Here is a 22,207-nt window from a genome sequence, read left to right as displayed (position 1 = left end):
ATCCCTACAATTTGGTGTCTCCCGAACCGGCTCGCGGCGAGTCAGCGCGGCGGTCGCGGGCAAGTGACCGGTTTTGGCCCGGGATCCCCGCTTTCGGCGCCAAGAGCAGATCGTTGCTCGGCTTGAGAAAAACTTGAGGATGATTTGAAGATTCCGGCGCGCGAAAGGCGTAGCCCGCTCGGCATTGGATCGGGGAGACGGGCGACGTGCAGGAAACGAAATCGGCATCGAGCGCGCTAGAGGCGTGGGTCCGGACGCGATTGGACGGCAATCTCGACGACTGGCATCTCGACGATATGGAGGCCCGACGGATATCGTTCCGCGGGCAGGCGGGTTTCACATTCGCCTGGGACGAAGAGCGGTCGCGGGCCAACGCTGCCCTATCGAATCCCCCAATCGACGAGCAGGTCAAGGCGGCGCTGGATGCGCGCCCGATTCATTTGGCGCTGACCGAATGCGTGTGTTCCCGGCCGCAAGATTGGCTCCTGCCAGTCTCGCGTAAGGCGCTGCCGGGCCATGAGTTTCGGCATACCCGCGTGGAAACCTGCGACAGCTGCGCCGGCAAAAGAACGGTGGACTGCGGCGGCTGCGGCGCGAGCGGTCGCGTCCCCTGCGGAAATTGTTCGGGAAGCGGCACCGACCGGGTCATGTGCCGCAGCTGCGGCGGGATGGGCTATTTTTCCCGCACCCGGATGGGCCCCAACAACCAGACCGAACATTATCGCGACACCTGCTGGGGCTGCGGCGGCGGCGGACGTATCAACGAACGATGCGGTTCATGTGGCGGATCGGGCCGCGTCACCTGCGGTCGCTGTCGGGGGTCGGGCCAGCTTACCTGTTCGGACTGTCAGGGACGCGGAAGCCGCCTCTATATCTATATCCGCCGCGCCCTGGTGTCCGGCCGCAGCGGTCTCGCGCTGGACGAGATCGGGTTCGCAGGTTGGGCGGGCATCCTGCGCGACCACTGGAACGCGCTCGTGACGAAGGGCGCCATCGAATTTTCGGGCGTCGAGGCCAAGGACGAACAGGCGAGCGACGTTCTGAGGATCAATTTCTCCGCCGCCGCCGATGCCGCGCGCGCGACGGTTCGAAGCGGCGACACCGCGGCCCAACTCTATTCCGTCGGCTCGGATTGGCCGATCGTCGGTGGCGAACCGCTTCTGGCACGCGCGCTTGATCTTCCCGACCCCGATGGCGACGCCGACTGGGTCGCCTTGACCGCAGGGCTCGCGGGCAAGCGCCTGCTTCGTGAAGCGATCGATGTGACCGAAGAAAAGGCGGCCGATCACAAGGGACAATCGAAAGATGCCTACCAGGCCGCGCAGATCGCCGAGGTCCGCGACGAGATGATCGGCCGGTATGGCGCGTTGATCGGCGCGGAGGGTGCGGCGTCTCTCGGCAATATGGTGATGAAAGGCATCGAGCCGCTCAAGGATCGGGTCGCGGGCAAGAGTTGGCGCAAGAATTTGGGCATCGCCGCGCTGCTCGGTCTGGTGGTGGGCATCGTCATCCTCGTTCATTTCCCATATCAGGACGCGCGCGGGGCAGACTGGCGAGAAACCGCGTTGATATATGTCGGCGTACTCTTCGTTGTTTCGATAGCCTGGGCCTTGACTGCTCGGCTGCTCCTGCGACGGCAACTCAGACAGCTGAGCCGGAAGCTGGATCTCACCAACATGCTCGGCGCCCCGCGTCATGGCTGGACGACATGGGGGACGAGTTTGAGCATCTGTACCGCCTTCGCCGTCGCGGTTGCCGCCCTATATGCATCATGGCATTTTGGCTGGCCGAGCCGCTTTGCCGGGGCGGCCGAAAACCAGATTCGATATGCCAATGCCACCGACGATCAACTCAAGGACGCCTGCGTGGCGGCGGCAAATGCCAAGCCGATGGCCAACCTGTACCCGTGTCGCCGGCTATGCAAAAATCCCGCCAACTCACTCGAATGCCTTATGGGTTTCGGCAGCAGCGCCGGCCCTGCCTTGGGGGTGGAGGACGAATATCGCTAGCGCCGGTGGCGGCGGTGGGCGACAAGCGGCGCTCCGATAGGAGAATGTCATGCGCCTCGCCCTTGCTCTGTTGTTGACCCCGGCCTTGCCGCTTGCCCTTGCCGCGCCCGCGGCGGCGCAGGTGGCGCTTGCGAATGCGCAGGACGCGGCCTTGCTCGTGTTTATGGATCAGGCCTTCGATGCGCGGGTGATGCTGCATCCCGAGGCGTTGACGCGGCTCGGTTTCAAGACCGGCTATGACCGGCTCGACGATTACACCGACGCCGCCGATGTCCGCGAGCAGAAACTCGTCGAACGCCAGCTCAGGGACATGCGCGCGCGTTTCGAGCCCGGAAAGCTGGGCGAAAACGCGCGCGTGAGCTACCGCCTGTTCGAATATGATGCCGAGCGTCGGCGCGAGGCCTTTGCGTTCCGCAAGCTGCGTTTTCCCGTTACGACCAACGGCAGTCCGGCGGGCGCGATCCCGGTATTGCTCATCAACAACCATAAGATCGACACCGATGCCGATGCCGAGGCCTATATCGCGCGCCTGCGCGACACCGATCGCGTGATGCGCGAGGTCGCGGCGACGATGCGCGATCAGGCGGCAGCGGGCGTCATCCCCAACAAGGTCAACTTCGCGCCGGCGCGCAACGATGCCAAAAAGATACTCGTCGGCGCGCCGTTCGATGATGGCCCCGATTCGACGCTGATGGCGGATTTTCGCAAGAAGGTCGGCGCGCTCGACGCGCCCGCCGCAACGAAGGAGAGGCTGCTCGCCGACGCGCGGGCGGCGCTGACGGGGCCGTTCCGGCGCGGTTATGGCGCCCTGATCGCGGCGCTCGACGAGATCGAGCCGCAATCGAAGGGCAATTTCGGCGTGTGGAACCTGCCCGATGGCGCGGCCTATTATGCCGACCGGTTGAAGGCGTCGACGACGACCGACCTGACCGCCGACCAGATCCACGACATCGGCCTTACGCAGGTGGCGGCGATCCGGCAGGAAATGGAAGCGATCAAGCGCGAGGTCGGCTTCGAAGGCACACTCGAGCAGTTTTTCGACCATATCCGCACCGACCCGCAGTTCAAATATCCGAATAGCGAGGCGGGGCGCGAACAATATCTACAGGACGCCCGCGCGGTGATCGCGGGCGCGATGGCGGCGGCGCCCCGCTATTTCAGCGTCCTGCCCAAGGCGGCGCTCGAGGTGCGCGCGGTCGAAAAATGGCGCGAGGCAACCGCATCGACGGCCTTTTACAACCAGCCGTCGGCCGACGGGACGCGCCCCGGCATCTATTATGTCAATCTTGTCGACATGAACCAGACGCATAAGGTGCAGGTTGCCGCGATCGCCGCGCACGAAGGCGCGCCCGGCCATCATTTCCAGATCGCCCGCCAGCAGGAACTGGCCGGCATTCCGAAATTCCGCAAATTCGGGGGCTATGGCGCCTATGTCGAAGGCTGGGGGCTCTATTCGGAGCGGCTGGCGAACGAGATGGGCGTGTACAAGACCCCCTATGACCGGTTCGGCATGTTGTCGCTCCAGGTGTGGCGTGCGATCCGGCTGGTGCTCGACACCGGCATCCATTCGAAACGCTGGACGCGCGAGCAGGCGATCGCCTATTTCCGCGCGAACAGTTCGGTGTCCGACACCGATATCGCGCGCGAGGTCGACCGTTATTTCAACTGGCCGGGGCAGGCGACGAGCTACATGGTCGGCCAGCTCCGCATCGCCGAACTGCGCGCGCGCGCCGAACGCGAACTCGGGCCGCGGTTCGATATCCGCGAATTCCACGAGGCGATCCTGGGCGAGGGCGCGTTGCCGCTGAACATCCTCGACGAGCAGGTCGAACGCTACATCGCCGCGAAAAAGCGCGGCTAGAGCGCGGCCCGACGCCCGGCGTCCCCGGCGCCGCCGGTGCGGGGTTTGAGGGTGAGGGGGAGTCCGGCGGCGAGCAGGACGACCTCGTCGGCGATCGCCGCAACCGATTGGTTGAGCCGTCCGGCGGCGTCGCCGAAGCGCCGCGCCAGCGCATTGCCGGGCACGCCCCCCATGCCGACTTCGTTGGATACGAGGATGATCGGGCCTCCGAAACGACCGATCGCGCCGCATAATTCCTCACCCGCTCGAACGAGGTCGACGTCGGCGAGCAGCAGGTTCGACAGCCACAGCGTCAGGCAATCGACGAGCACGACGTCGCCGTCGCCGCGCAACGCGTCGATCGCGCGCGGCAGGTCGCGCGAGGCTTCGACCGTGCGCCAGCGCGCGTCGCGATCGGCGCGGTGCCGCGCGATACGCGCCGTCATCTCGTCATCGAAGGCTTCGGCCGTCGCGACGAAGACCAGGCGGTCCCCCGTCCTTTCGGCGCGCGCCTGCGCATAGCGGCTCTTCCCCGACCGCGCGCCGCCGATGACGAACAGCGACGATCCGCTCATGCGCCTGCCTCCGCCATGCGCAGCAGCGCGCCCAGATCGGCGTGCGCAGAAAATTCCGCCGCGATTTCGTCGAGCGCGGTATCGACATCGGCGGCATAGTCCCGCGCGCCGCCCGCGACGCCGACCCGCGCCAGCAGCGCGCGGCGCAGGTCGGCCGACGCGAACAGCCCGTGGAGATAGGACCCCATGACATTGCCCTCGCGATTGATCGCGCCGTCGCCGCGACCATCGTCGAGCCGCGCGAAAGGCCGCGCTGCGGCATCGCCGCCGGTTTCGCCGATATGCATTTCATATCCCTCCACCGCGGCGCCCAGCGCCTTGCCGCGCACATGCCGCAGGGTCTTTGCCGGAAAGAGCGTCGTTTCGACGTCGAGCAGCCCCAGCCCCTCGATCTCGCCGGGTGCGCCCTCGATCCCCAGCGGGTCGGCAATCCGGCGCCCCAGCATTTGATACCCGCCGCACAGCCCGACGATCATTCCGCCGCGCCGGTGGTGCGCCTTGATGTCGATATCCCAGCCCTCGGCGCGCAGTGCCGCCATGTCGGCGATCGTCGCCTTCGACCCCGGCAATATGATCATCGCCGCCTCGGCGGGGATCGGTCGGCCAGGCGGCACCATCACCACCTCGACCCCGGGTTCGAGCTTCAGCGGGTCGAGGTCGTCGAAATTCGCGATGCGCGGCAGAATCGGGCACGCGATGATCCGGCGCCCTTCGCGCGGGTCGGCGGGGCGCTCCAGGATCACCGCATCCTCGCTCGGCAGCCGCGCCGCCGCACTTAGCCACGGAATGACGCCCAGCCCTGGCCAGCCGCTTTGCCGCTCGATCTCGCGATAGCCGTCCTCGAACAAGGCCGGATCGCCGCGGAACTTGTTGATCAGGAAGCCGCGGATCATCGCGGCATCTTGCGGATCGATCACCGCGCGCGTCCCGACGATCGAGGCGATCACCCCGCCGCGGTCGATATCGCCGATCAGGATCACGGGAACATCGGCGGCGCGCGCAAAGCCCATGTTCGCGATATCGCCGGCGCGCAAATTGATCTCGGCGGGCGATCCCGCGCCCTCGACGATGACGATATCGCATTGGCGCCGCAACCGCTCGTAACTTTCGAGCACCTCGGTCATCAGCGCGCCGCGCGCTTCGCGGAAATTGCCGCTGCCCAGCGTTCCGCGCACGCGGCCATGAACGATCAGCTGCGAGGTGCGGTCGGCCTGGGGTTTCAGCAGCACCGGGTTCATGTCGCTGTGCGGTTCCACGCGGCACGCCATGGCCTGGAGCGCCTGCGCGCGGCCGATCTCGCCGCCATCGATCGTGACCGCGGCATTGTTCGACATATTCTGCGGCTTGAACGGCCGCACCGCGAGCCCGCGATTGGTCAGAGCGCGGCAAAGCGCCGCGACAAGCACCGACTTGCCGACGTCGGACCCGGTGCCCTGCAGCATCAAAGCAGCCATGCCGCGCCCCCCGCAACCAGCCACAGCAACAGGCAGGCGCGCCGATAGACGGCGAGTGCGCGGTCGATTTCTTCGCCGCCCGCTTTGCTGGTCCCGTTGCCGATCCATGGCTTGTCGCGCATCACGCCGTCATAGGCGATCGGTCCGCCAAGCCGAAGCCCCAGCGCGCCCGCCATCGCCGCCTCGGGCCAGCCGGCGTTGGGCGAGGCGTGTTTGCGCGCGTCGCGCCGCAATATGCGCCATCCGCCGTCGCCCGCGAGGCAGATCAGCACGCCCGCCGCTCGCGCCGGAATCCAGTTCGCAAGGTCGTCGATGCGCGCCGCCGCCCAGCCGAACGCACGCCAGCGCGCCTCGCGGTGGCCGATCAGGCTGTCGGCGGTGTTCACCGCCTTATACGCCCAGACCCCTGGCAAGCCGAACAGCAGCAGCCAGAAAAGCGGCGCGGCGATGCCGTCGCAAAAGCTTTCGGCGAGGCTTTCGATCGCGGCGCGCGCGACGCCGCTTTCGTCGAGTTCGGCGGTGTCGCGGCCGACGATCATCGCGACCGCCGCGCGTGCGCCGGGAAGGTCGCCCGCGTCGATCCGCTCGCCGACCGCGCGGACATGATCGAACAGGCTGCGCTGTGCAAGCGCGGGCCAGGCGAGGATCGCGACGCCGATCCAGCCCCATGTGCCGAAGTGTGCGAATAGCAGGCGCTGGATCGCCCAGCCGGCGCTGCCTGTGAGAAAGATCAGGATGAGCAGCGTCAGCATGCCAAGCGCGCGCCGCGCACCGAACCCATATTCTGCGCGGTTCCACCGCGCTTCGCAGCCCACAATGATGCGCGCGAACAGCCCGACCGGATGGCCGATGCGGCGATAGAGGCCGCGCGGCCAGCCGAACGCCGCGTCGAGCGCGAGCGCGGTGAACGCGACGGGTTCAGCCATGACGAAGCGCCGCGTCGAGCCGTGCCAGCGCGGCGGCATCGGCGGGCAGGCCGAGGCGCAGCCAGCGCGGCTGACCTTCAAAGGGGCGGGTGAGGATTGCGTGTCGCGCAAGCCGCTCGAACAGCGCGCGGCCGTTATCGGCTTCGATCAGGCGAAACAGCGGGCAGGCGCCCGCCGCGCGATAGCCGTGCCGTGCCAGCACCGCGTCGAGCGCGGCGGCTTCGGCGGGCAGGCGCCGCCGCGTCGCTTCGATCCAGCCGGCATCGGCATAGGCAGCGGCGCCGATCGCGATTGCCGCCTGGGATAGCGGCCACGCGCCCAGCCACGCGCGCAGCGCGGCGACGATTGCTTGCGGAGCGAGGACGAAGCCGAGCCGCACCCCCGCGAGGCCGAAGAATTTGCCGAACGAGCGAAAGACGATCAGCCTCTTGCCGTCGCCGACCGCCGCCGCGACGCTCAGTGCCGGGTTGGCGTCGGCAAAGGCTTCATCGACGAGCAGCCAGCCGGCGCCGCGTTCGAGCGATGCGAGCAAGGCATCGGGGGCAAGGACGCGCCCGTCGGGGTTGTTAGGGTTGGCGAGGATCAGGCTTCCGGCCGCGTCGGGCGTTTCGCGCCAGCCGGTCGCGACACTGTCGGCGATCATGTCGCCATGCGTCCGATAGCCCGGCACGACATGGCGCGCACCGCCCCCGATCAGCGTCCCCACGAGGCGGAGCCCGATCTCGCTGCCGGGCACCGCGCAGACATGGCGCGGGTCGACGCCGAAATGGTCCGCCGCGACGTGTTCGAGTCGGGCAAGATGCTCGGGGTCGGGCAGTCGTTGCCAGTCGAACGCAAGTCCCGCGGCGCCCGGCCAGGGGTGCGGGTTGATTCCGGTCGACAGGTCGATCCAGTTGTCGCCGCCGAACGTGCGCGTCGCGGCCTCGATGCCTCCACCGTGCCAGGTCCACGGCTCGGTCATGCCAGATGCGCCCACAGCAGCGCGGCGGCGAGGAGCAGGCTTTCGCCGATTTCGATCCCCGCGCCATGCCCGTCGCCCGAGATGCCGCCGATCCGGCGCAGCAGCCACCAGCCCCAGACAAGGAAGATCAACGGCGCGGCGAGCAGCGAGGGCGAAACCGACGCTGCGGCGAGAAGAACGATACCCCAGACCGCGAAATCGGCCGGACGCACCGCGTGGCGAAAGCGCGAGCCCAATCCCGCGTGCAGGTCGGGCAGCGCGCGCGACCAGAACAGCGGGCCGATCCGCGCCGCAAAGGGGACGAGCAAGGCGGCGACGAACGCCTCGCGCTCGATCAGCGCGTGGAGCAGTATGAGCTTCGCGATCAACTGCAATCCGATCGTCACCACCGCGAAGTTGCCGACGTGGGGATCGCGAAGGACCGCGAGCAATCGCACGCGGTCCTTGTGTGCCGCGCCGCTCGCATCGGCGATGTCGCCGAGCCCGTCGAGGTGCAGCGCACCGGTCACCGCGACCCAGATGATCAGCGCGGCGAGCGCGCCGGTCCATGGATCGATCCGTGCGCCCGCCCAGCCCGCACCGGCAACGAGCGCGCCGACGATCAGCCCGACCGCGGGAAACCAGCGCATCGACGCGGCGAATTCGTCGCTCGACACCGCAATGCGCGGCGTTGGCAGGCGCGTCAGGAACTGGATCGCCACGATCAGCCCCTTCATGCGCAAAGCCTTGTGATCTGGGCGCTCGGCCGTTCGCCGGGCCAGACGTTGAGCGAGAGCAGCGACGCATAGGGCAGGTCGAACGCCCACGTCTGGCGCGGCCCGAACCCGCACAGGATATGTAAAGCCGCGCGCATTGCGCCGCCATGGGTGACGATCAGCGTTGGCGCGGGCGTAAGATCGGCGATGGCGGCCGCGACGCGCGCGACCAGCACCGACCAACGCTCCCCGCCCGGCGGCGGGTTGGCGTCGGGGTCGTCCCAGAACCGGGCCAGCGCCTCGCGGTCGATCAGGCTTGCCGCCTCGCCGTCCCAGTCGCCGAAATCAAGCTCGCGCCAGCGCGGGTCGGTGGCGAGCGGCAGGCCGATCGCGTCGCCGATCGCTTCGCCGGCCGCGCGGCTACGGCAGAGGTCGGATGCGATCAGGCGTTCGATACCGAGCCCTTCCGCCCGCGCTGTGCACGCCGCAATCCCCTCGCGCGTCGGCGCGCCATCGGTTCGTCCCATCAGCAGGCCCGGCGTCGCGGGTGCGCCGTGGCGCAGCAGGTGGAGCGCGAAGCCGGTCACAGCGACGCCGAAACCTCGGCCTCGGCAAAGGTGGCCATACGGTCGTGCGCGGCGAGCGCGCTGCGGATGATGTTCGCGGCGACCGCCGCGCCGCTGCCTTCGCCGAGCCGCATGTCGAGCGACAGCAACGGATCGAGGCCAAGCAGGTCGAGCAGGCGTTTGTGCCCCGGTTCGGCCGAACAATGGCCCGCGATGCAATGTGCCGTGATCGCGGGATTTTCCGCTGCGAGCGGGGCGATGGCCGAGGTGCAGATGAAGCCGTCGAGCAGCACCGGGACGCCAAGCTGGCGCGCGTGCAGGATCGCGCCCGCAATCGCGGCGATCTCGCGACCGCCGACGCGGCGCAGCGTTTCGAACGCTGACCGCGGCGCCTCGGCGTGGAAGGCGAGCGCTTGCTCGATCACTTGGATCTTGCGCACGATCCCGTGCCCGTCGACCCCCGTTCCCGGCCCGGCCCATCCCCCTACACTGCCCGCGAAGCTGCGCGCGCACAGCGCAGCGGCGGCGGTCGAATTGCCGATCCCCATCTCGCCGAGCACGAGCAGGTCGAGCTCCGCGTCGACCACAGCCGCGCCGCGGTTCAGCGCCTCTAGGCATTCGGCTTCGTTCATCGCCGGTGCGACGGTGAAATCGGCGGTCGGCCGGTCCAGGTCGAGCGCGATCACGGTCAGCTCAAGCCCCGCCGCTTCCGACAGCGCGTTGATCGCCGCGCCCCCGCTAGCGAAATTGGCGACCATCTGCGCGGTCACGCTCGGCGGAAAGGCGCTCACTCCATGGACGGTGACGCCGTGATTTCCCGCGAAGATCGCAGAGCGCGCGCCGCCGATGCGCGGCCGCGCCCGGCGCTGCCAGCCGGCAAAAAAGATCGCGAGATCCTCGAGCCGGCCGAGCGATCCCGCCGGCTTGGTGAGTTCGGCCTGCCGCACCCGCGCATCGGCAGCGGCACCGGCGTCGGGTTCGCGAAGATTGGCAAGCGCGGCCTCGAAGGCAGCAATCGAGGTGAAGCTGGTCATTCTGCGACAAATCCTGGCGGCGGGGTGCGGGTGATGAAATGGCCCTTGATGCCCTCGGGCCACAGCGCATAGGCGACGCGGCCGTGCGCGCTCGCGGCATAATGGACCGCATAGTCGAGGATCGCGCGCGCCGACTCCGCGTCGCCGCGAAGGCGGCCGAGCACATAGCCGACCTTATCCGGCGCGCGCAGATGCACGGTGCAATGATCCTGGCAGGCAAAAAGGCACGCCATCTCCTGCACCGCGATTCCGGCGTAGCGCGGCTCCGCATCCTTGAGCCGCTTCAGCTCGGCGACAAGCCGTGCGCCGCCGCGCACGCCTTCGGCGTCGATTTGCGCCTCGCGGCTGTGGCGGCAAGTATTGCATACCACGACTGCTGGACCCGGGTCGACGCGCGTCAGCATCAGGCGGTCGCCGCTTGTGGCGGCACCGGAACGCCCACCGCGACGAGCGCGCGATAAATCGCGTACAGCCCGATCAGGATTGCGGCGTTGCGCACGAACTGTTCGGCGAGCAGGTCGGGCGCCATCGCGGTGTGCAGCCCGCCGAGAACGAGCGCCCAGCCGAGGATGATCGCCTTGAATGCGGTGAAGCCCGCCGCATAGGCAAGGCTCAGCCGCGCCGCGACCGATCGGTATTGGAGCGCGCCGAGCGCGGCATAGCTCGCGAGCGCCGATCCGACCGCCGCGGTTCCGAGCCCCGCCGCCCAGCCGAGCGTGCTGCCGTCGCGCGGATAGCCGAGCAGGAGGAAGCCGGCGAACTGGCTGGCCGCCCAGGCGAGCAGCATCAGCGCAAGCGTGTCGCGGCGGCGCATATGCACCGCCGCAAGCGCCGCGAGCGACGGGAAAGGCGTCGCACAGCCGAGCGCGAGCGTCGTTGCCGTACTCGCCGCGGTGAGCAGCGCGACCCACAGCCCCGACCGGCCCCGGTTCGACAGCGCCGCCATCAGAAACGCCCCCTTATGCCGGCGTAGATGCTGCGGCCGAGCGAGCCATAGCGATAGGCGGTCATATACTCCTCGTCGAAGATATTCTCGGCGCGTGCGAACAGCTTCACTTCGCCGGACAGCGCGACTTCGGCGCGCAGGTCGACGAGCATATAATCGTCGAGCCGCTGGGCGTTGCTTGTATTGTCATAGCTTTTTCCCGACCAGCGCAGCGCGGCGCCGAGTTCGAACCCGGCGCCGAAGGCATAGCTTGCCGAGGCGTTGGCGCTGTGGCGCGGACGCCGCGGCAGCCAGTTGCCGAAGTTGGCACTATCTTCGGAGCGATCCTCGGCGACGATCCAGCTGTAATTGCCGTCCACCGTCAGCCCGCCGAGCGTCAAAGCCGCGGCGCCCTCGATGCCGTGCGCCTCGCTGCGCGCGACGTTGAGATAATAGCCGAAGCGCGGCGCCGGCGGATTGCTGCCCGGAATGGCGCAGAGCGGGTCGTCGGGGTCGGTGCAGCTGTTGAAGATGATCTGGTTCTTCGTCGTGCGGTCGAACCAGGTCGCCCCGACGACGAGCCGATTTTCGAACAAATGCTGCTCGACCCCCGCTTCCCAGCCATGCGCTTCCTCGGGATCGAGCCCGACATTCCCATATTCGCTGAACAGTTGGTAGAGCCCCGGCGCCTTGAACCCCTCGCCATAGCTCGCGCGCAGCACTGTGCCCGACGGCAGGCGCCAGACGCCGCCCGCCGCGAACAAGGTCTGCCCGCCGTACCGGTCATGATCGTCGTAACGCACGCCGCCGTTGAGTGTCAGCCCGTCGAGCGGTTCGACGCCGAGCTGGCCGTAAACGCTGGTGATCTCGGCCTTGCCGCGCACGAAGTCGGGAAGCGGCGTGGCGAGCGACGCCGAAGGCGAACGGCTGCGGAAGTTCGACCGCTCATTCTCGACCCCGAAGATCGCGGTGATGCGGTCGCTGACGTCGAAGCTGCCCTGATATTCCCAGCGCTTGTTCTTGCCGTCGGCCTCGAAGCTGCGCGGCCGCGCGCGGTCGGGGTTGAAATTGTCGCGATTGGTGTCGGTATAGGCGTAGGCGATCCGGTTGCGGAAGCGCCCGCCGACGAGGTCGAAATTGAGCCCCGCATAGCCGACGAACTCCTTGTTGAGCCCAAAGTCGTTGCTGTCGGTGTTGAACCCGTCGAACTCGACGCGGCCGCTCGAATAATATCCGCGCACTTCGGCGCTGACATTGTCGGCAAGCGCCAGTTCGGCGCGGCCTGAGACGTTGGTATTGCGATAGCCGTCGCGCTCGACCCCGCCGAATGCCTTGGCGTGCGACGAAATGCCGTCGGTGGTGAAGCGCTGGCCGCCGAGGCGCCAGTTCAGCGGTCCGGTGCGACCGCCGATCGCGGCGCGCGCGCTCACCGTCTGGCGCGACCCCGCCTCGAGGTCGAAGCTGCCTTCGAGTTCCTTTTGGGGCGACGCGGTGACAATGTTGACCACGCCGCCGATCGCCTGGCTGCCCCAGAGGGTCGATTGCGGCCCGCGCAGCACCTCGATCCGGTCGATGTCGCCCGCGAGCAGGTTGGCGAAGTTGAAGCCGCCGCCGGTCGACGACGGATCGTTGAGCTTGACCCCGTCGATCACCGTCACCGTATGTTCGGACTCGGCGCCGCGGATGCGCAGCGAGGTCGAGGTGCCATAGCCGCCGTTGCGCGAAATGCTGATCCCCGGCGTGCGGAGCAGCAATTCGGTGACGCCGATATCCTGCGCGCGGTCGATCGCCGCCTTGTCGAGCACCGCGACCGACGACGGGATCTCGTCCAGCGTCAGCGGCGCGCGTGTTGCGGTGACGACGATGCTGTCGGCCTCGGCGGCAACAGCATGCGCCGCTTCGTCGGCGGAGGCGGTGGAGGAAGCCGCGACGGCCGCGAGACAGATCGAACTTCGGTAAATAACTTTGAACATAGGACAAACCCATCGACAATGCCGCCCATGCGCGCGGTCGATGGCTCGTCCTTTGGGGACGCACGACATCGCCCGCGCACCTGCGCAGCCAGCTTTGTCGTCATGCGGGTTCACCCCCGTCCGCCCGGCACACCCTGTCCGCGCGAAAGACGACGGCGACGGGCAGGTCTCCTGGCTTGCGGGTCAGCGCCGGTCTGCCGCCTTCTCGGGACTTGGGGTCCCAATGGCATATGGCCGATGGCTCGCCGCGTACAGTTGCAGGGGCAGCCGGGGTTTTCCCGTTCCCTATTAATCCCCGTCGCCGGGGAACCTGTCGCTTGCCGCGGCCGATAGCCCCATTCGGCGGCCGCGGTCAATCGCCGCTAGAACAGCCCCGGCAATTCGCGCTGCGCCGCGCTGGGTCGGTCGGGCACAAGAATTTCGGGAGCGGCCGTCGCCGCCGACCGACTGCGCGCGGCTGCGCCGGCGCTGGCGTCTGCGATCCGCACCGTGCAGGCATTGCCCGCGAGGAAATCGATCGCCGTGCGCAGCGACGATTCGCGCGGATCACCCAGGGGAAAGGCAAGATCGTCGAAGGCGGCGCAACTGTTCGGGATCTTCGAAGCCAGCCCGTCGTAATAATCGCTCTGGCCGGTGGAGTTGCCTGTCGCAAAGGCGACGACGCGCATCCGGTCGTCGCACTCGGCCTTGTCGAGCGCGATCTGACCGACCGGCTTGCCATAGGTGTTGCTGCCGACCAGCGTCATGTCGGTGCCGAGATAGGGCAGCATCGAATTGATCACCAGTTCGCTGGCGGAGGCGGTCGAACCGGTCCCGATGAAAGCGATGCGCGTCGGCGCGATCGATTCGGGCCGGGCAGCGAAATAATGGACGTCGTCGTTGTCGGCCGCCTTCGACGGACGGAACCGCGTTTGCGAGAATATCTCGCTCGAATTGCGATTGCGGCCGAGCAGGTCGCCCATCAGTTCGGCGGTCGATACCAGCCCGCCGCCGTTATAGCGGAAATCGACGACGATGTCGGTGACGCCCTGGTTACGGAAATTCAGGAAGGCGGCGCGCAGCTGCGGGTCGGCCGACGAGATGAAGGTGCGCAGGTTGATATAACCATAATTGCGTCCGCCTTCGCTGATGATCTTGGCGCCATAGCGGTCGGAAACGGGGTCGAGTTCATAATCGGCCTTGGCGACGGTCACGTCGCTAACCACCCCGGCATTGCTGATGCGCAGCACGCGGGTCACCCCGGGGTCGTTCGGTCCGAGCGCGTTGGTAAGGCCCGCCGTGCCCTCGGCCGCGACGATCGCGCCGACGCTCCGCAGATTGGCGGTGCTGGTCCCGATCGCGATGATCCGCGTGCCGCGGTCGATGCCCGCGGCCAGCGCCGGCGCGCCTTCATAGGCTTCGATCACCGCGATTTCCTGCGCTCCAGGATCATAGGCGAAACGAACCCCGAAACCTGCGCTCGACCCGCTCGAGAAAAAAGCGTCCTCTTCGGCGATGGAGGTGATGTAGGTGAAATAACGATCCTTGCCGAGCGCCCGCGCCGGGGCGACCAGCGCGTCGATATAGGATTCGACATCGCCATAGTTCGCCGCGTTCAACCCGCTCGCGACGTCGCCGGGGAACAGATACCATTCGTCGATCACCGCCTTGGCAAAGGCCTGACGCGTCGACAGGTTGCACCTGGCGGTCGGCGTGGGCGTGGGCGAGGGTGTCGGGGCGACCGTCACCGGACCGCCGCCTCCGCCGCTCGAGCCGCCGCCCCCGCCGCCGCACGATGCAAGCATCAGCGCGGCCAGCGTCGCCGCGGCCACCGACTGTTTCGACCGACCCATCATAGTCTCTCCCGGTTCATTCCATCGATTGGTCCGCGTGGCGATCTACGCGGCCCTTGAATCCTTGCGCGATGACGTAAAGTTCGGGCGATCCCTTGCGGCTCGCCGGCGGCTTGGCATGTTTTACCGTCGTGAAATTCTGCTTGAGGATCGTCAACAACTCGCGGTCGGCGCCGCCTGCGAACACCTTGGCGACGAACGCGCCGCCGGGCACAAGGTTCTGCACCGCGAAATCGGCCGCGGTCTCGGCCAGCCCGATGGTGCGCAGGTGATCGGTCTGCGGATGGCCGACCGTATTCGCCGCCATGTCCGAAATGACCAGGTCGGGGGCGCTGCCCAGCGCTTCGATCAGCGCGCCCGGCGCCGCATCGTCCATGAAATCCATTTCGAGGATTTCGACGCCCTCGATCGGTTCGCAGGGAAGCAGGTCGATCCCCGCGACGCGCGCGCGCGAATTTGCCTTGCGCACGACCTGCGACCAGCCGCCCGGCGTGATGCCCAGGTCGACGACCGCGCGCGCTTTCTTGAGAAAGCCGAATTTCTCGTCGAGCTCGATCAGCTTGTACGCCGCGCGCGATCGATAGCCTTCGGCCTGCGCACGCCGCACATAGGGATCGTTCAATTGCCGTTGCAGCCAGCGCGTCGACGACACGCTGCGCTTGCGCGCGGTCTTGACCCGCACATGCAACCCGCCGCGCGCCCCCGGTCCCTTGGCGCCGCCTTTCCCGCCGCTGCCGCTCATTTGCGATATTCGCGGCGGGTGACGGGTATGTCGCGGCCCTGCATTGCCAGCGTGCGGAGAATGCCTTCGCGGATGCCGCGGTCGGCGACACCGACGCGCGCCGCGGGCCACAGGTCGATGATGCTCTCCAGGATCGCGCAACCGGCGACCACCAGGTCGGCGCGCTCGCGGCCGATGCACGCGATTTCGGCGCGGTCGGCAATGCTCGCCTCGGCGAGCCGGCGGCTGATGTCGCGCATCGCGTCCGCCGGCACGACCAGCCCGTCGACCGCGCGGCGGTCGTATCGCGGCAGGTTCAGGAACACGCTGGCAAGCGTCGTGACGGTGCCGCTGGTGCCCAGCAGGCGCAGCGGCTGGCCGGCAAAGCGTTCGGCGCGCGCGGCAAAGGCGGCAAAGGCATCGCGCGTGACGTCGCGCATGCGGCTGTAGGCGACTTGCCGCGCCACAAGGCTGTCTTCGGGCAGGGGCGCATATTCGGTCAGCGACACGACGCCCCACGGCACACTGACCCAGTCACGGATCTGCACGTCATGGTCGGTCACATCGACGTGCATGAGTTCGGTCGATCCGCCGCCGATGTCGAAGATCAGCGCCGGACCTTCGCCGGGCTCCATCAGGTTGTGGCAGCCGAGGACCGCCAGCTTGGCTTCTTCGGCGGCCGAGATGATGTCGAGCACGATACCCGTTTCGCGCCGGACGCGTTCGGCCAGCTCGCGGCCGTTGCTGGCGCGGCGGCAGGCTTCGGTCGCCACCGCGCGCGACAGCGACACGTGCCGGCGGCGCAGCTTGTCGGCGCAGATCGACAGCGCAGCGACGGTCCGGTCCATCGCTGCCTGGCTGATCCGGCCGGTGCCGTGCAGGCCTTCGCCGAGACGGACGATGCGTGAAAAGGCGTCGATCACGACAAGTTCGCCGTCTTGCGGTCTCGCGATCAGCAGCCTGCAATTGTTGGTGCCAAGGTCGATCGCGGCATAGCTGCGAGGACGGATGACAGGCATCGGGCGCGCGTCGCCGCCGGCCCTGTTTCGTCCTTTCGCCGCCGGCGCCGTCCTTGAACCCGGTCGCGGCGGTCGCCCTGATGGCGCTGCCATTTGCCGCATGGCTAGTATAACCTGTTCTGCTCACGCGTCCGCAAGACCGCGAACGTGCACTTGCCGCGGAGCCTAGGCCTCCCCCGCGCTTATGGCAAGACCTCCTCCCGGCAACCGCTCGCGGACAAGAAAAACCCCGCCCGGCAAGGGGCCGGACGGGGGAAGGGGGGAATGAACTTATTGGGGATCGGGCCTACCTCTTAACGGCAGCCGTCATTTCCCTTGTCGATCGCGCGGCCGGCAATGGCGCCGACGGCGCCGCCGATGATCGTGCCGACGGTCTTGTCGCCGCGGCCGGCGATTTCATGACCGGCAAGGCCGCCTGCGATCGCGCCGATCACGGTCCCGCCGGTGCCCTTATCGCACTGGCGATAATTGCGGCGGTCGCCCCGGTAGTAACGGCGGTCGTTGCGGTAGTCGCGGCGGTCGTAACGGCGATGGTCGCGACGGTCGTAGCGACGGTCGTCGCGGTCGTAACCGCTGTAATAGCTCGAATAGCCGTCGCGGTCATAATAGCCGTTCTGCGCCGCGGCGGGGGTCGCGATACCCAGAGTCGCGGTGGACATCAGGGCGGCGATCGAGAGGGTCACCATCTTTTTCATCGTCGTTCTCCTTCTTTCGTCGTTGGGCCCTTCTGGGCGTTGTCGATGAAGCCCTTATGGGCCCATCGCATTGAGCGAAGCCTGAACATCCTTGTTGGCTGCCGTTCAGCTTCCGGCACCGAAATGCTTCCCTTTCCAGCGGCGCGGCCCTAACCCCCGCGCGATGCGCCGCCTATTTTTCGCTGCCCTGATCTTTCTTTTCCTTGGTCCGGTACCGGGCACCGCTTTTCGCTTTCCTGCGGTCGACCTGACGCAGCACGCTGCTGCGCGGCCGCTTCTTTTCGCGCCGCAGGATGCGGGCGCGGTGCGATTCGTCCGCGGGTGGCGGCTCGAAAGTCCGCACAGCCGGTTCGGCGGCTTTTCGGCGCTCGCCCGCACGCGCCGGGACGCTTTCCTGCTGATCGGCGACAATGGGTATTGGACCCGCTTGCGCATCGGCGCGGACGGGGCGGTGTCGGACGTGCGGATCGAGGCGTTGCCGACGCCCGACGGACGTCCCCGGCGCAAGGCGATGGTCGATTCGGAAGCGCTCGCGCTCGACCCGGCGGGCGGCTGCGCGTGGATCGCGCTCGAAGGGATCAACCAGGTCTGGCGGCTCGACCCCGATCTTTCGGCGATCAAGGCGCGCCGCAAGCTGCCCGGCGCGCGCTGGCCCGCGAATCGCGGGCCGGAGGCGATGGTCCGGCTGGCCGACGCGCGCAGCGTCGTTTTTTCGGAAGATGCCGATGACGATCCGCGCGGGCGCGAGGCGCTGCTCTTTACCGGCGACCCCGCCGAGCCGGGGGCGGCGCCGATTCGCTTCCTCTATGATTCGGACGGGCGCGGGCTCGTCAGCGACGCCGCGCCGCTTCCCGACGGGCGCATCCTGCTTGTCCACCGGCGGTTGGGGTTCGATCCCGTGTTCACGACGATCCTCGCGGTTCTCGACCCGGCCGATATCGCCAAGGATGCGGTGGTTCGTGCGCGGACGATCGGCCGCGTTCCCGTGCCGCTCGCCGAAAATTACGAAGGCGCGGCGGTTTCGGTCGAAGGCGGCCGCACTTGGCTGTGGCTTGTCTCCGACGATAATTTCAACGTCTGGCAGCGCAGCCTGCTGCTGCAATTCGAGCTCGTCGACCTGCCGCCCCGAAAGGCGCCGGACAGCAAAAAGGCCGCGCGGAAACCGGCGGCCTGATTGCGTTTTTGGTGATCTTGAAACGGTTCCAGCCCGTTTCTCCACCAGATGAAAGCGCTTAAGCGGCCTTTTCGGCCAGCTTCTTCGCCACTTCCTTCTTCACCTTGCGGGCGTTTGCCGACAGCTGGTCGTCGCCGGCCTTCAGCAGCCAGTTGTCGAGGCCGCCATTATGCTCGACCGAACGCAGGCCATGGGTCGACACGCGCAGCTTCACGCCCTTGCCGAGCGCGTCCGACAGCAACGTCACATTCTGCAGGTTGGGCAGGAAGGTGCGCTTGGTCTTGTTGTTGGCGTGGCTGACATTGTGGCCAACCTGGCGGCCCTTGCCGGTCAGTTCGCAGATGCGCGACATCGTCTTCGTCCTTGTCCAATAACTGGGTCAAAAAAATTTCGGATCGGCGTCCGGGCACGTCCCGCAAAACGGGCAGAACAGGACCGGAGTGAGCCGGGAAAGGCGCGCGCTTATCGGCTTGCCGGAGATTCGTCAAGCGAATAGGGCGGTTTTATGCCCTCGTTTCCGCTCCCCGAACCGATGCGTCGCGCGCTCGATCTTGCGCGTATCGCCGCCGAATGGGGCGAAGTGCCCGTCGGGGCGGTGATCGTCAAGGATGGGGTCATCGTCGCCGAAGGGCACAACCGCCCGCGCGAATCGCACGACCCGACCGCGCACGCCGAAATCGTCGCGATTCGCATGGCTGCGGCGAAGCTCGGCAACGAGCGGCTCGACGGATGCGACCTCTATGTCACGCTCGAACCCTGCGCGATGTGCGCGGGGGCGATCGCCCATGCGCGAATCGCTCGGCTTTATTATGGCGCCGACGATCCGAAAGGGGGCGCGGTCGTCCACGGCCCGCGTATCTTCGCCCAATCGACGATCCACCACCGGCCGGAGATTTATGACGGGATCGGCGATAATGAGGCGTCGGTGCTGCTGAGGGAGTTCTTCGCCGTCCGGCGTTAGCTGCGGCAGGCGGGGGACGGCCTCGCGACCGTCCCCCCGGCCGCATCAGGCGCCGAACGCCCCGTCGATCGTGTGCATCGCGCCGGTGACGAAGCCCGCTTCGGGACCCGCCAGCCAGGCGACCATGCCCGCGACCTCTTCGGGTCGCCCGTGGCGCTTGATCGCCATGAAGCTGTGCATCAACTCGCGCATCGGGCCGTCTTCGGGGTTGGCGTCGGTGTCGATCGGGCCTGGTTGCACGATGTTGATTGCGATCCCGCGCGGCCCGAAATCGCGCGCCAGCCCGCGCGCCATGCCCTGCAGCGCCGATTTGCTGAGCGCATAGGATGCCATGCCGGGGACCGGCATGCGGTCGCCGTTGACCGATCCGATGACGATGATGCGGCCGCCTTCGGGCATCTGCCGCGCCGCCTCGACCGACGCGTGATAAGGGGCGGTGACATTGACGCGGATCAGCCGGTCGACATCGTCGGGGTCGAGGTCGAGTGCATCGCCGAACAGCGCAAAGCCCGCATTGACGACCAGCACGTCGAGCGGACCGCTCTCGCGTACGCGCGCCATTACCGCGTCGCGGTCGCCGCTGTCGGTCGGCACCGCGCTCGTCCCGGTCTCGGCTGCGAGCTGCTCGGCCGCCTCGCGCGAGCCATTGTAGGTGAACACGACTTTTGCGCCGTCGGCGGCGAAGCGGCGCACGATCGCCGCGCCGATCCCGCGGCTGCCGCCGAGGACGAGCACGGATTTTCCTTGAAATTCGGACATAGGGAGACTCCTTGCTTATTAATGTAGGGAGCATTACATAAAATCACACAAGCCATCGTCAAGGTATTTTGTAATAGTGACTACAAATAAATCCAGAACCCGCGGCCGCCCGCGCCGTTTCGATCCCGAAGCGGCGGTTGCGACCGCGCAGCGGCTCTTCCATGCACGCGGCTATGACGCGGTCAGCGTCGCGGACGTTACCGATGCGCTCGGCATCAACCCACCCAGCTTCTATGCCGCCTTCGGCAGCAAGGTCGGCCTCTACCAGCGCGTTCTCGATCACTGGACCGATACCGAAGCCATCCCGCTCGCCGACATATTGCGCGCCGATGTCCCCGTCGCCACCGCCCTTGCGGCGATGCTCGAGGACGCCGCGCGCCGCTATGCGTCCGATCCGGCTGCGGGCGGCTGCCTCGTGCTCGAAGGCACGCGCTGCACCGATGACGGCGCGCGCGAAGCTGCGCTGACGCTTAACCTCGGGGCGGAAAGCTTCATCCGCGATTATATCGCGGCGCGGCACCCCGAGGCGGCCGAGGAGGCGGCCGATTTTGTCAGCACGACGATGTCGGGACTGTCGGCCAAGGCGCGCGCCGGGTACGACCTGCCGCGCCTGCTCGCGACAGCGCGCCTCGCCGGGCGGGTCCTTGCGCAAATCCTGCCCGCGTGAATGACGCCCTCTTGCGAAGGCGCCCAGACGCGGCATAGTCGCTGTCATGCACCGCCTCAACGCCCCGCTCGCCCTCGCCGCCGCCCTGATCGCCGCCGCGCCCGTCCACGCCAAGCCCGCCGATGCGGGGGCCGCGAAGCAGATCCTGAAGGACAGTATCGCGATCCCGACGGTCGAAGGGCGCGGCAAGGTGCCCGAGCTGGCGGCCTATTATGCCGGCGTGCTCAAGGCCGCCGGTTATGCCGACGCCGATATCGAGATCACCCCGATGGGCGAGACCGCGACCTTCGCCGCAACACTCCATGGTACCACGAAGCAAAAGCCGATCGTGTTGCTCGGTCATATGGACGTGGTCGAGGCCGACTCCAAGGACTGGACGCGCGATCCCTTCGTGCCGGTCGAGGAGAATGGCTATATTTTCGGCCGTGGGTCGGAGGATAACAAGTTCGACGTTTCGATGATGGTCGCGACGATGGCGCAGCTGAAGAAGGACGGGTTCAGGCCGAAGCGATCGATCATCCTGCTGCTTTCGGGCGACGAGGAAACGCAGATGGCGACAACGCGCGCGCTGGCGGCGAAATATAAGAACGCCGAATTTGCATTGAATGGCGACGGCGGCGGCGGGCTGATCGGCGAGGATGGCAAGCCGCAATATTATGGGCTTCAGGCGGGCGAGAAAACCTACGCCGACTTCACGCTCGAGGTCACCAACCCCGGCGGACACAGCTCGCGACCGTCGGACGTCAATGCGATCGTCCAGCTGTCGAACGCGCTCGCCAAGGTCGGCGCCTATCGCTTCGCGCCGCAGCAGAACGAGCTGACCAAGGTCGGCATGCCGATCGTCGCCGAGCAGGTCGACGGCGACATCGGCGCGGCGCTGAAAGCCTTTGCCGCGGACCCATCGGATACGAAAGCGATCGCGACGATCCGCGCCGACCCCGAATATGTCGGCCAGATCGGTACAACCTGCGTGCCGACTTTGGTCAAGGGCGGCCATGCTGAAAATGCGCTGCCCCAGCGCGCGACCGCGAACATCAATTGCCGCATCTTTCCCGGCGTCCCGGTCGAAACGGTGCGCGCCGAACTCGAAAAGGCGATCGCCGACCCGGCGGTCAAGGTGAACCCCGATCCCGACGCGAGCGCCAGCGACGCTTCGCCGCTGCGCCCCGATGTAATGGCGGCGGTGACGAAGGCGGTGCATGCGCGCGCGCCGGGCCTGCCAATCATCCCGTCGATGAGCGCGGGCGCAACCGACAGCTATCATTTCCGCATCCAGGGCGTGCCGAGCTATGGCGTCGCGGGCCTCTTCTCGAAGGCCAGCGACAGCTATGCGCACGGCCTCAACGAGCGCGTCCCCGTTGATGCGATCGCCCCGGCGCTCGCGCATTGGGACAGCCTGCTACGCGATCTGTCGAAATAGG

22 protein-coding genes and 1 riboswitch are annotated in these 22,207 nt (G+C 67.4%); of the genes, 6 read left to right on the top strand and 16 right to left on the bottom strand.

Translation table 11 applies throughout. The annotated features are described in order from the left end of the window. Positions 1-206 precede the first annotated feature (206 nt). Positions 207-2,009, top strand: a complete 1,803-nt coding sequence (locus ATE71_RS04285) for a hypothetical protein (protein ID WP_152998641.1) — start codon at positions 207-209, stop codon at positions 2,007-2,009. A 49-nt stretch (positions 2,010-2,058) separates the two neighbouring features. After that, positions 2,059-3,870 (top strand): DUF885 domain-containing protein, encoded by a 1,812-nt coding sequence (locus ATE71_RS04280; protein WP_058802212.1) that lies wholly within the window; start codon positions 2,059-2,061, stop codon positions 3,868-3,870. Here the strand turns inward: ATE71_RS04280 and cobU are convergent. From cobU to ATE71_RS04210, 14 genes are all read right to left on the bottom strand, one after another. Next, entirely contained in the window at positions 3,867-4,424 is a 558-nt protein-coding gene (gene cobU, locus ATE71_RS04275; RefSeq protein ID WP_058802211.1) for a bifunctional adenosylcobinamide kinase/adenosylcobinamide-phosphate guanylyltransferase, read from the bottom strand. The two genes, ATE71_RS04280 and cobU, sit on opposite strands and share 4 nt — an antisense overlap. Further along, positions 4,421-5,878 carry a cobyric acid synthase gene (locus ATE71_RS04270; RefSeq protein ID WP_058802210.1) on the bottom strand — a complete coding sequence of 486 codons (1,458 nt, stop codon included), beginning with the start codon at positions 5,876-5,878 and terminating at the stop codon, positions 4,421-4,423. The genes cobU and ATE71_RS04270 overlap by 4 nt, the downstream gene beginning before the upstream one ends. Beyond that, entirely contained in the window at positions 5,866-6,804 is a 939-nt protein-coding gene (gene cbiB, locus ATE71_RS04265; RefSeq protein WP_058802390.1) for an adenosylcobinamide-phosphate synthase CbiB, read from the bottom strand. Before cbiB ends, ATE71_RS04270 begins: the two co-directional genes overlap by 13 nt. Continuing rightward, on the bottom strand, positions 6,797-7,765 hold the full coding sequence (locus ATE71_RS04260) for a threonine-phosphate decarboxylase (RefSeq protein ID WP_058802209.1): 969 nt from the start codon (positions 7,763-7,765) through the stop codon (positions 6,797-6,799). Before ATE71_RS04260 ends, cbiB begins: the two co-directional genes overlap by 8 nt. Beyond that, a complete protein-coding gene (locus tag ATE71_RS04255) occupies positions 7,762-8,481 on the bottom strand; it encodes an adenosylcobinamide-GDP ribazoletransferase (RefSeq protein WP_058802208.1) in 720 nt (239 codons plus the stop codon). The genes ATE71_RS04260 and ATE71_RS04255 overlap by 4 nt, the downstream gene beginning before the upstream one ends. Then, the gene (locus ATE71_RS04250; RefSeq protein WP_058802207.1) at positions 8,478-9,047 is read right to left on the bottom strand and encodes a histidine phosphatase family protein; all 570 of its coding nucleotides are present in this window, start codon (positions 9,045-9,047) and stop codon (positions 8,478-8,480) included. Before ATE71_RS04250 ends, ATE71_RS04255 begins: the two co-directional genes overlap by 4 nt. Continuing rightward, complete coding sequence (gene cobT, locus ATE71_RS04245) at positions 9,044-10,060, bottom strand: nicotinate-nucleotide--dimethylbenzimidazole phosphoribosyltransferase (RefSeq protein WP_058802206.1); 1,017 nt, start codon at positions 10,058-10,060, stop codon at positions 9,044-9,046. The genes ATE71_RS04250 and cobT overlap by 4 nt, the downstream gene beginning before the upstream one ends. Next, complete coding sequence (locus ATE71_RS04240) at positions 10,057-10,464, bottom strand: DUF1636 domain-containing protein (protein WP_058802205.1); 408 nt, start codon at positions 10,462-10,464, stop codon at positions 10,057-10,059. Before ATE71_RS04240 ends, cobT begins: the two co-directional genes overlap by 4 nt. Further along, positions 10,464-11,006 carry a hypothetical protein gene (locus ATE71_RS04235; protein WP_058802204.1) on the bottom strand — a complete coding sequence of 181 codons (543 nt, stop codon included), beginning with the start codon at positions 11,004-11,006 and terminating at the stop codon, positions 10,464-10,466. The genes ATE71_RS04240 and ATE71_RS04235 overlap by 1 nt, the downstream gene beginning before the upstream one ends. Beyond that, entirely contained in the window at positions 11,006-12,958 is a 1,953-nt protein-coding gene (locus ATE71_RS04230; protein ID WP_058802203.1) for a TonB-dependent receptor plug domain-containing protein, read from the bottom strand. Before ATE71_RS04230 ends, ATE71_RS04235 begins: the two co-directional genes overlap by 1 nt. Before the next feature lie 143 nt (positions 12,959-13,101). Further along, a riboswitch (cobalamin riboswitch) is annotated at positions 13,102-13,287 on the bottom strand. Positions 13,288-13,320: 33 nt separating this feature from the next. Then, positions 13,321-14,793, bottom strand: coding sequence for a S41 family peptidase (locus ATE71_RS04225; protein ID WP_082665078.1), 1,473 nt, complete (start codon positions 14,791-14,793; stop codon positions 13,321-13,323). Between the two features lie 13 nt (positions 14,794-14,806). Then, positions 14,807-15,532 (bottom strand): RlmE family RNA methyltransferase, encoded by a 726-nt coding sequence (locus tag ATE71_RS04220; protein WP_058802202.1) that lies wholly within the window; start codon positions 15,530-15,532, stop codon positions 14,807-14,809. Further along, positions 15,529-16,632 carry a Ppx/GppA phosphatase family protein gene (locus ATE71_RS04215; protein WP_058802201.1) on the bottom strand — a complete coding sequence of 368 codons (1,104 nt, stop codon included), beginning with the start codon at positions 16,630-16,632 and terminating at the stop codon, positions 15,529-15,531. Before ATE71_RS04215 ends, ATE71_RS04220 begins: the two co-directional genes overlap by 4 nt. Before the next feature lie 191 nt (positions 16,633-16,823). Continuing rightward, entirely contained in the window at positions 16,824-17,225 is a 402-nt protein-coding gene (locus ATE71_RS04210; protein ID WP_058802200.1) for a glycine zipper 2TM domain-containing protein, read from the bottom strand. A gap of 163 nt (positions 17,226-17,388) precedes the next feature. Between ATE71_RS04210 and ATE71_RS04205 the strand changes: the two genes are divergently transcribed. Further along, entirely contained in the window at positions 17,389-18,399 is a 1,011-nt protein-coding gene (locus tag ATE71_RS04205) for an esterase-like activity of phytase family protein (protein WP_058802199.1), read from the top strand. 58 nt (positions 18,400-18,457) lie between these two features. Here ATE71_RS04205 and rpmB read toward each other — a convergent pair whose 3' ends face one another. Further along, positions 18,458-18,751, bottom strand: a complete 294-nt coding sequence (gene rpmB / locus ATE71_RS04200; protein WP_058802198.1) for a 50S ribosomal protein L28 — start codon at positions 18,749-18,751, stop codon at positions 18,458-18,460. Between the two features lie 153 nt (positions 18,752-18,904). On the opposite strand from rpmB, the gene tadA reads away from it, so the two are divergent. Continuing rightward, positions 18,905-19,360: a tRNA adenosine(34) deaminase TadA gene (gene tadA, locus ATE71_RS04195; RefSeq protein WP_058802197.1), complete on the top strand. Its 456-nt coding sequence runs from the start codon at positions 18,905-18,907 to the stop codon at positions 19,358-19,360. 45 nt (positions 19,361-19,405) lie between these two features. Here the strand turns inward: tadA and bdcA are convergent, their stop codons facing one another. Next, entirely contained in the window at positions 19,406-20,119 is a 714-nt protein-coding gene (gene bdcA, locus ATE71_RS04190; RefSeq protein ID WP_058802196.1) for an SDR family oxidoreductase, read from the bottom strand. Positions 20,120-20,195: 76 nt separating this feature from the next. Here bdcA and ATE71_RS04185 point away from each other — a divergent pair, with 76 nt between their 5' ends. Together ATE71_RS04185 and ATE71_RS04180 are read left to right on the top strand one after the other, a co-directional pair. After that, positions 20,196-20,786 carry a TetR/AcrR family transcriptional regulator gene (locus tag ATE71_RS04185; RefSeq protein WP_058802195.1) on the top strand — a complete coding sequence of 197 codons (591 nt, stop codon included), beginning with the start codon at positions 20,196-20,198 and terminating at the stop codon, positions 20,784-20,786. A 46-nt stretch (positions 20,787-20,832) separates the two neighbouring features. After that, complete coding sequence (locus ATE71_RS04180) at positions 20,833-22,206, top strand: M20/M25/M40 family metallo-hydrolase (protein ID WP_058802194.1); 1,374 nt, start codon at positions 20,833-20,835, stop codon at positions 22,204-22,206. The last annotated feature ends 1 nt before the right edge of the window (position 22,207 follow it).

Origin of the sequence: Sphingopyxis sp. H115, from assembly GCF_001468465.1 — a bacterium.
In the GTDB taxonomy this organism is placed as follows: domain Bacteria; phylum Pseudomonadota; class Alphaproteobacteria; order Sphingomonadales; family Sphingomonadaceae; genus Sphingopyxis.
The sequence above is the reverse complement of the archived record's forward strand: the minus strand, read 5'-3'. Positions and strand labels throughout refer to the sequence as shown.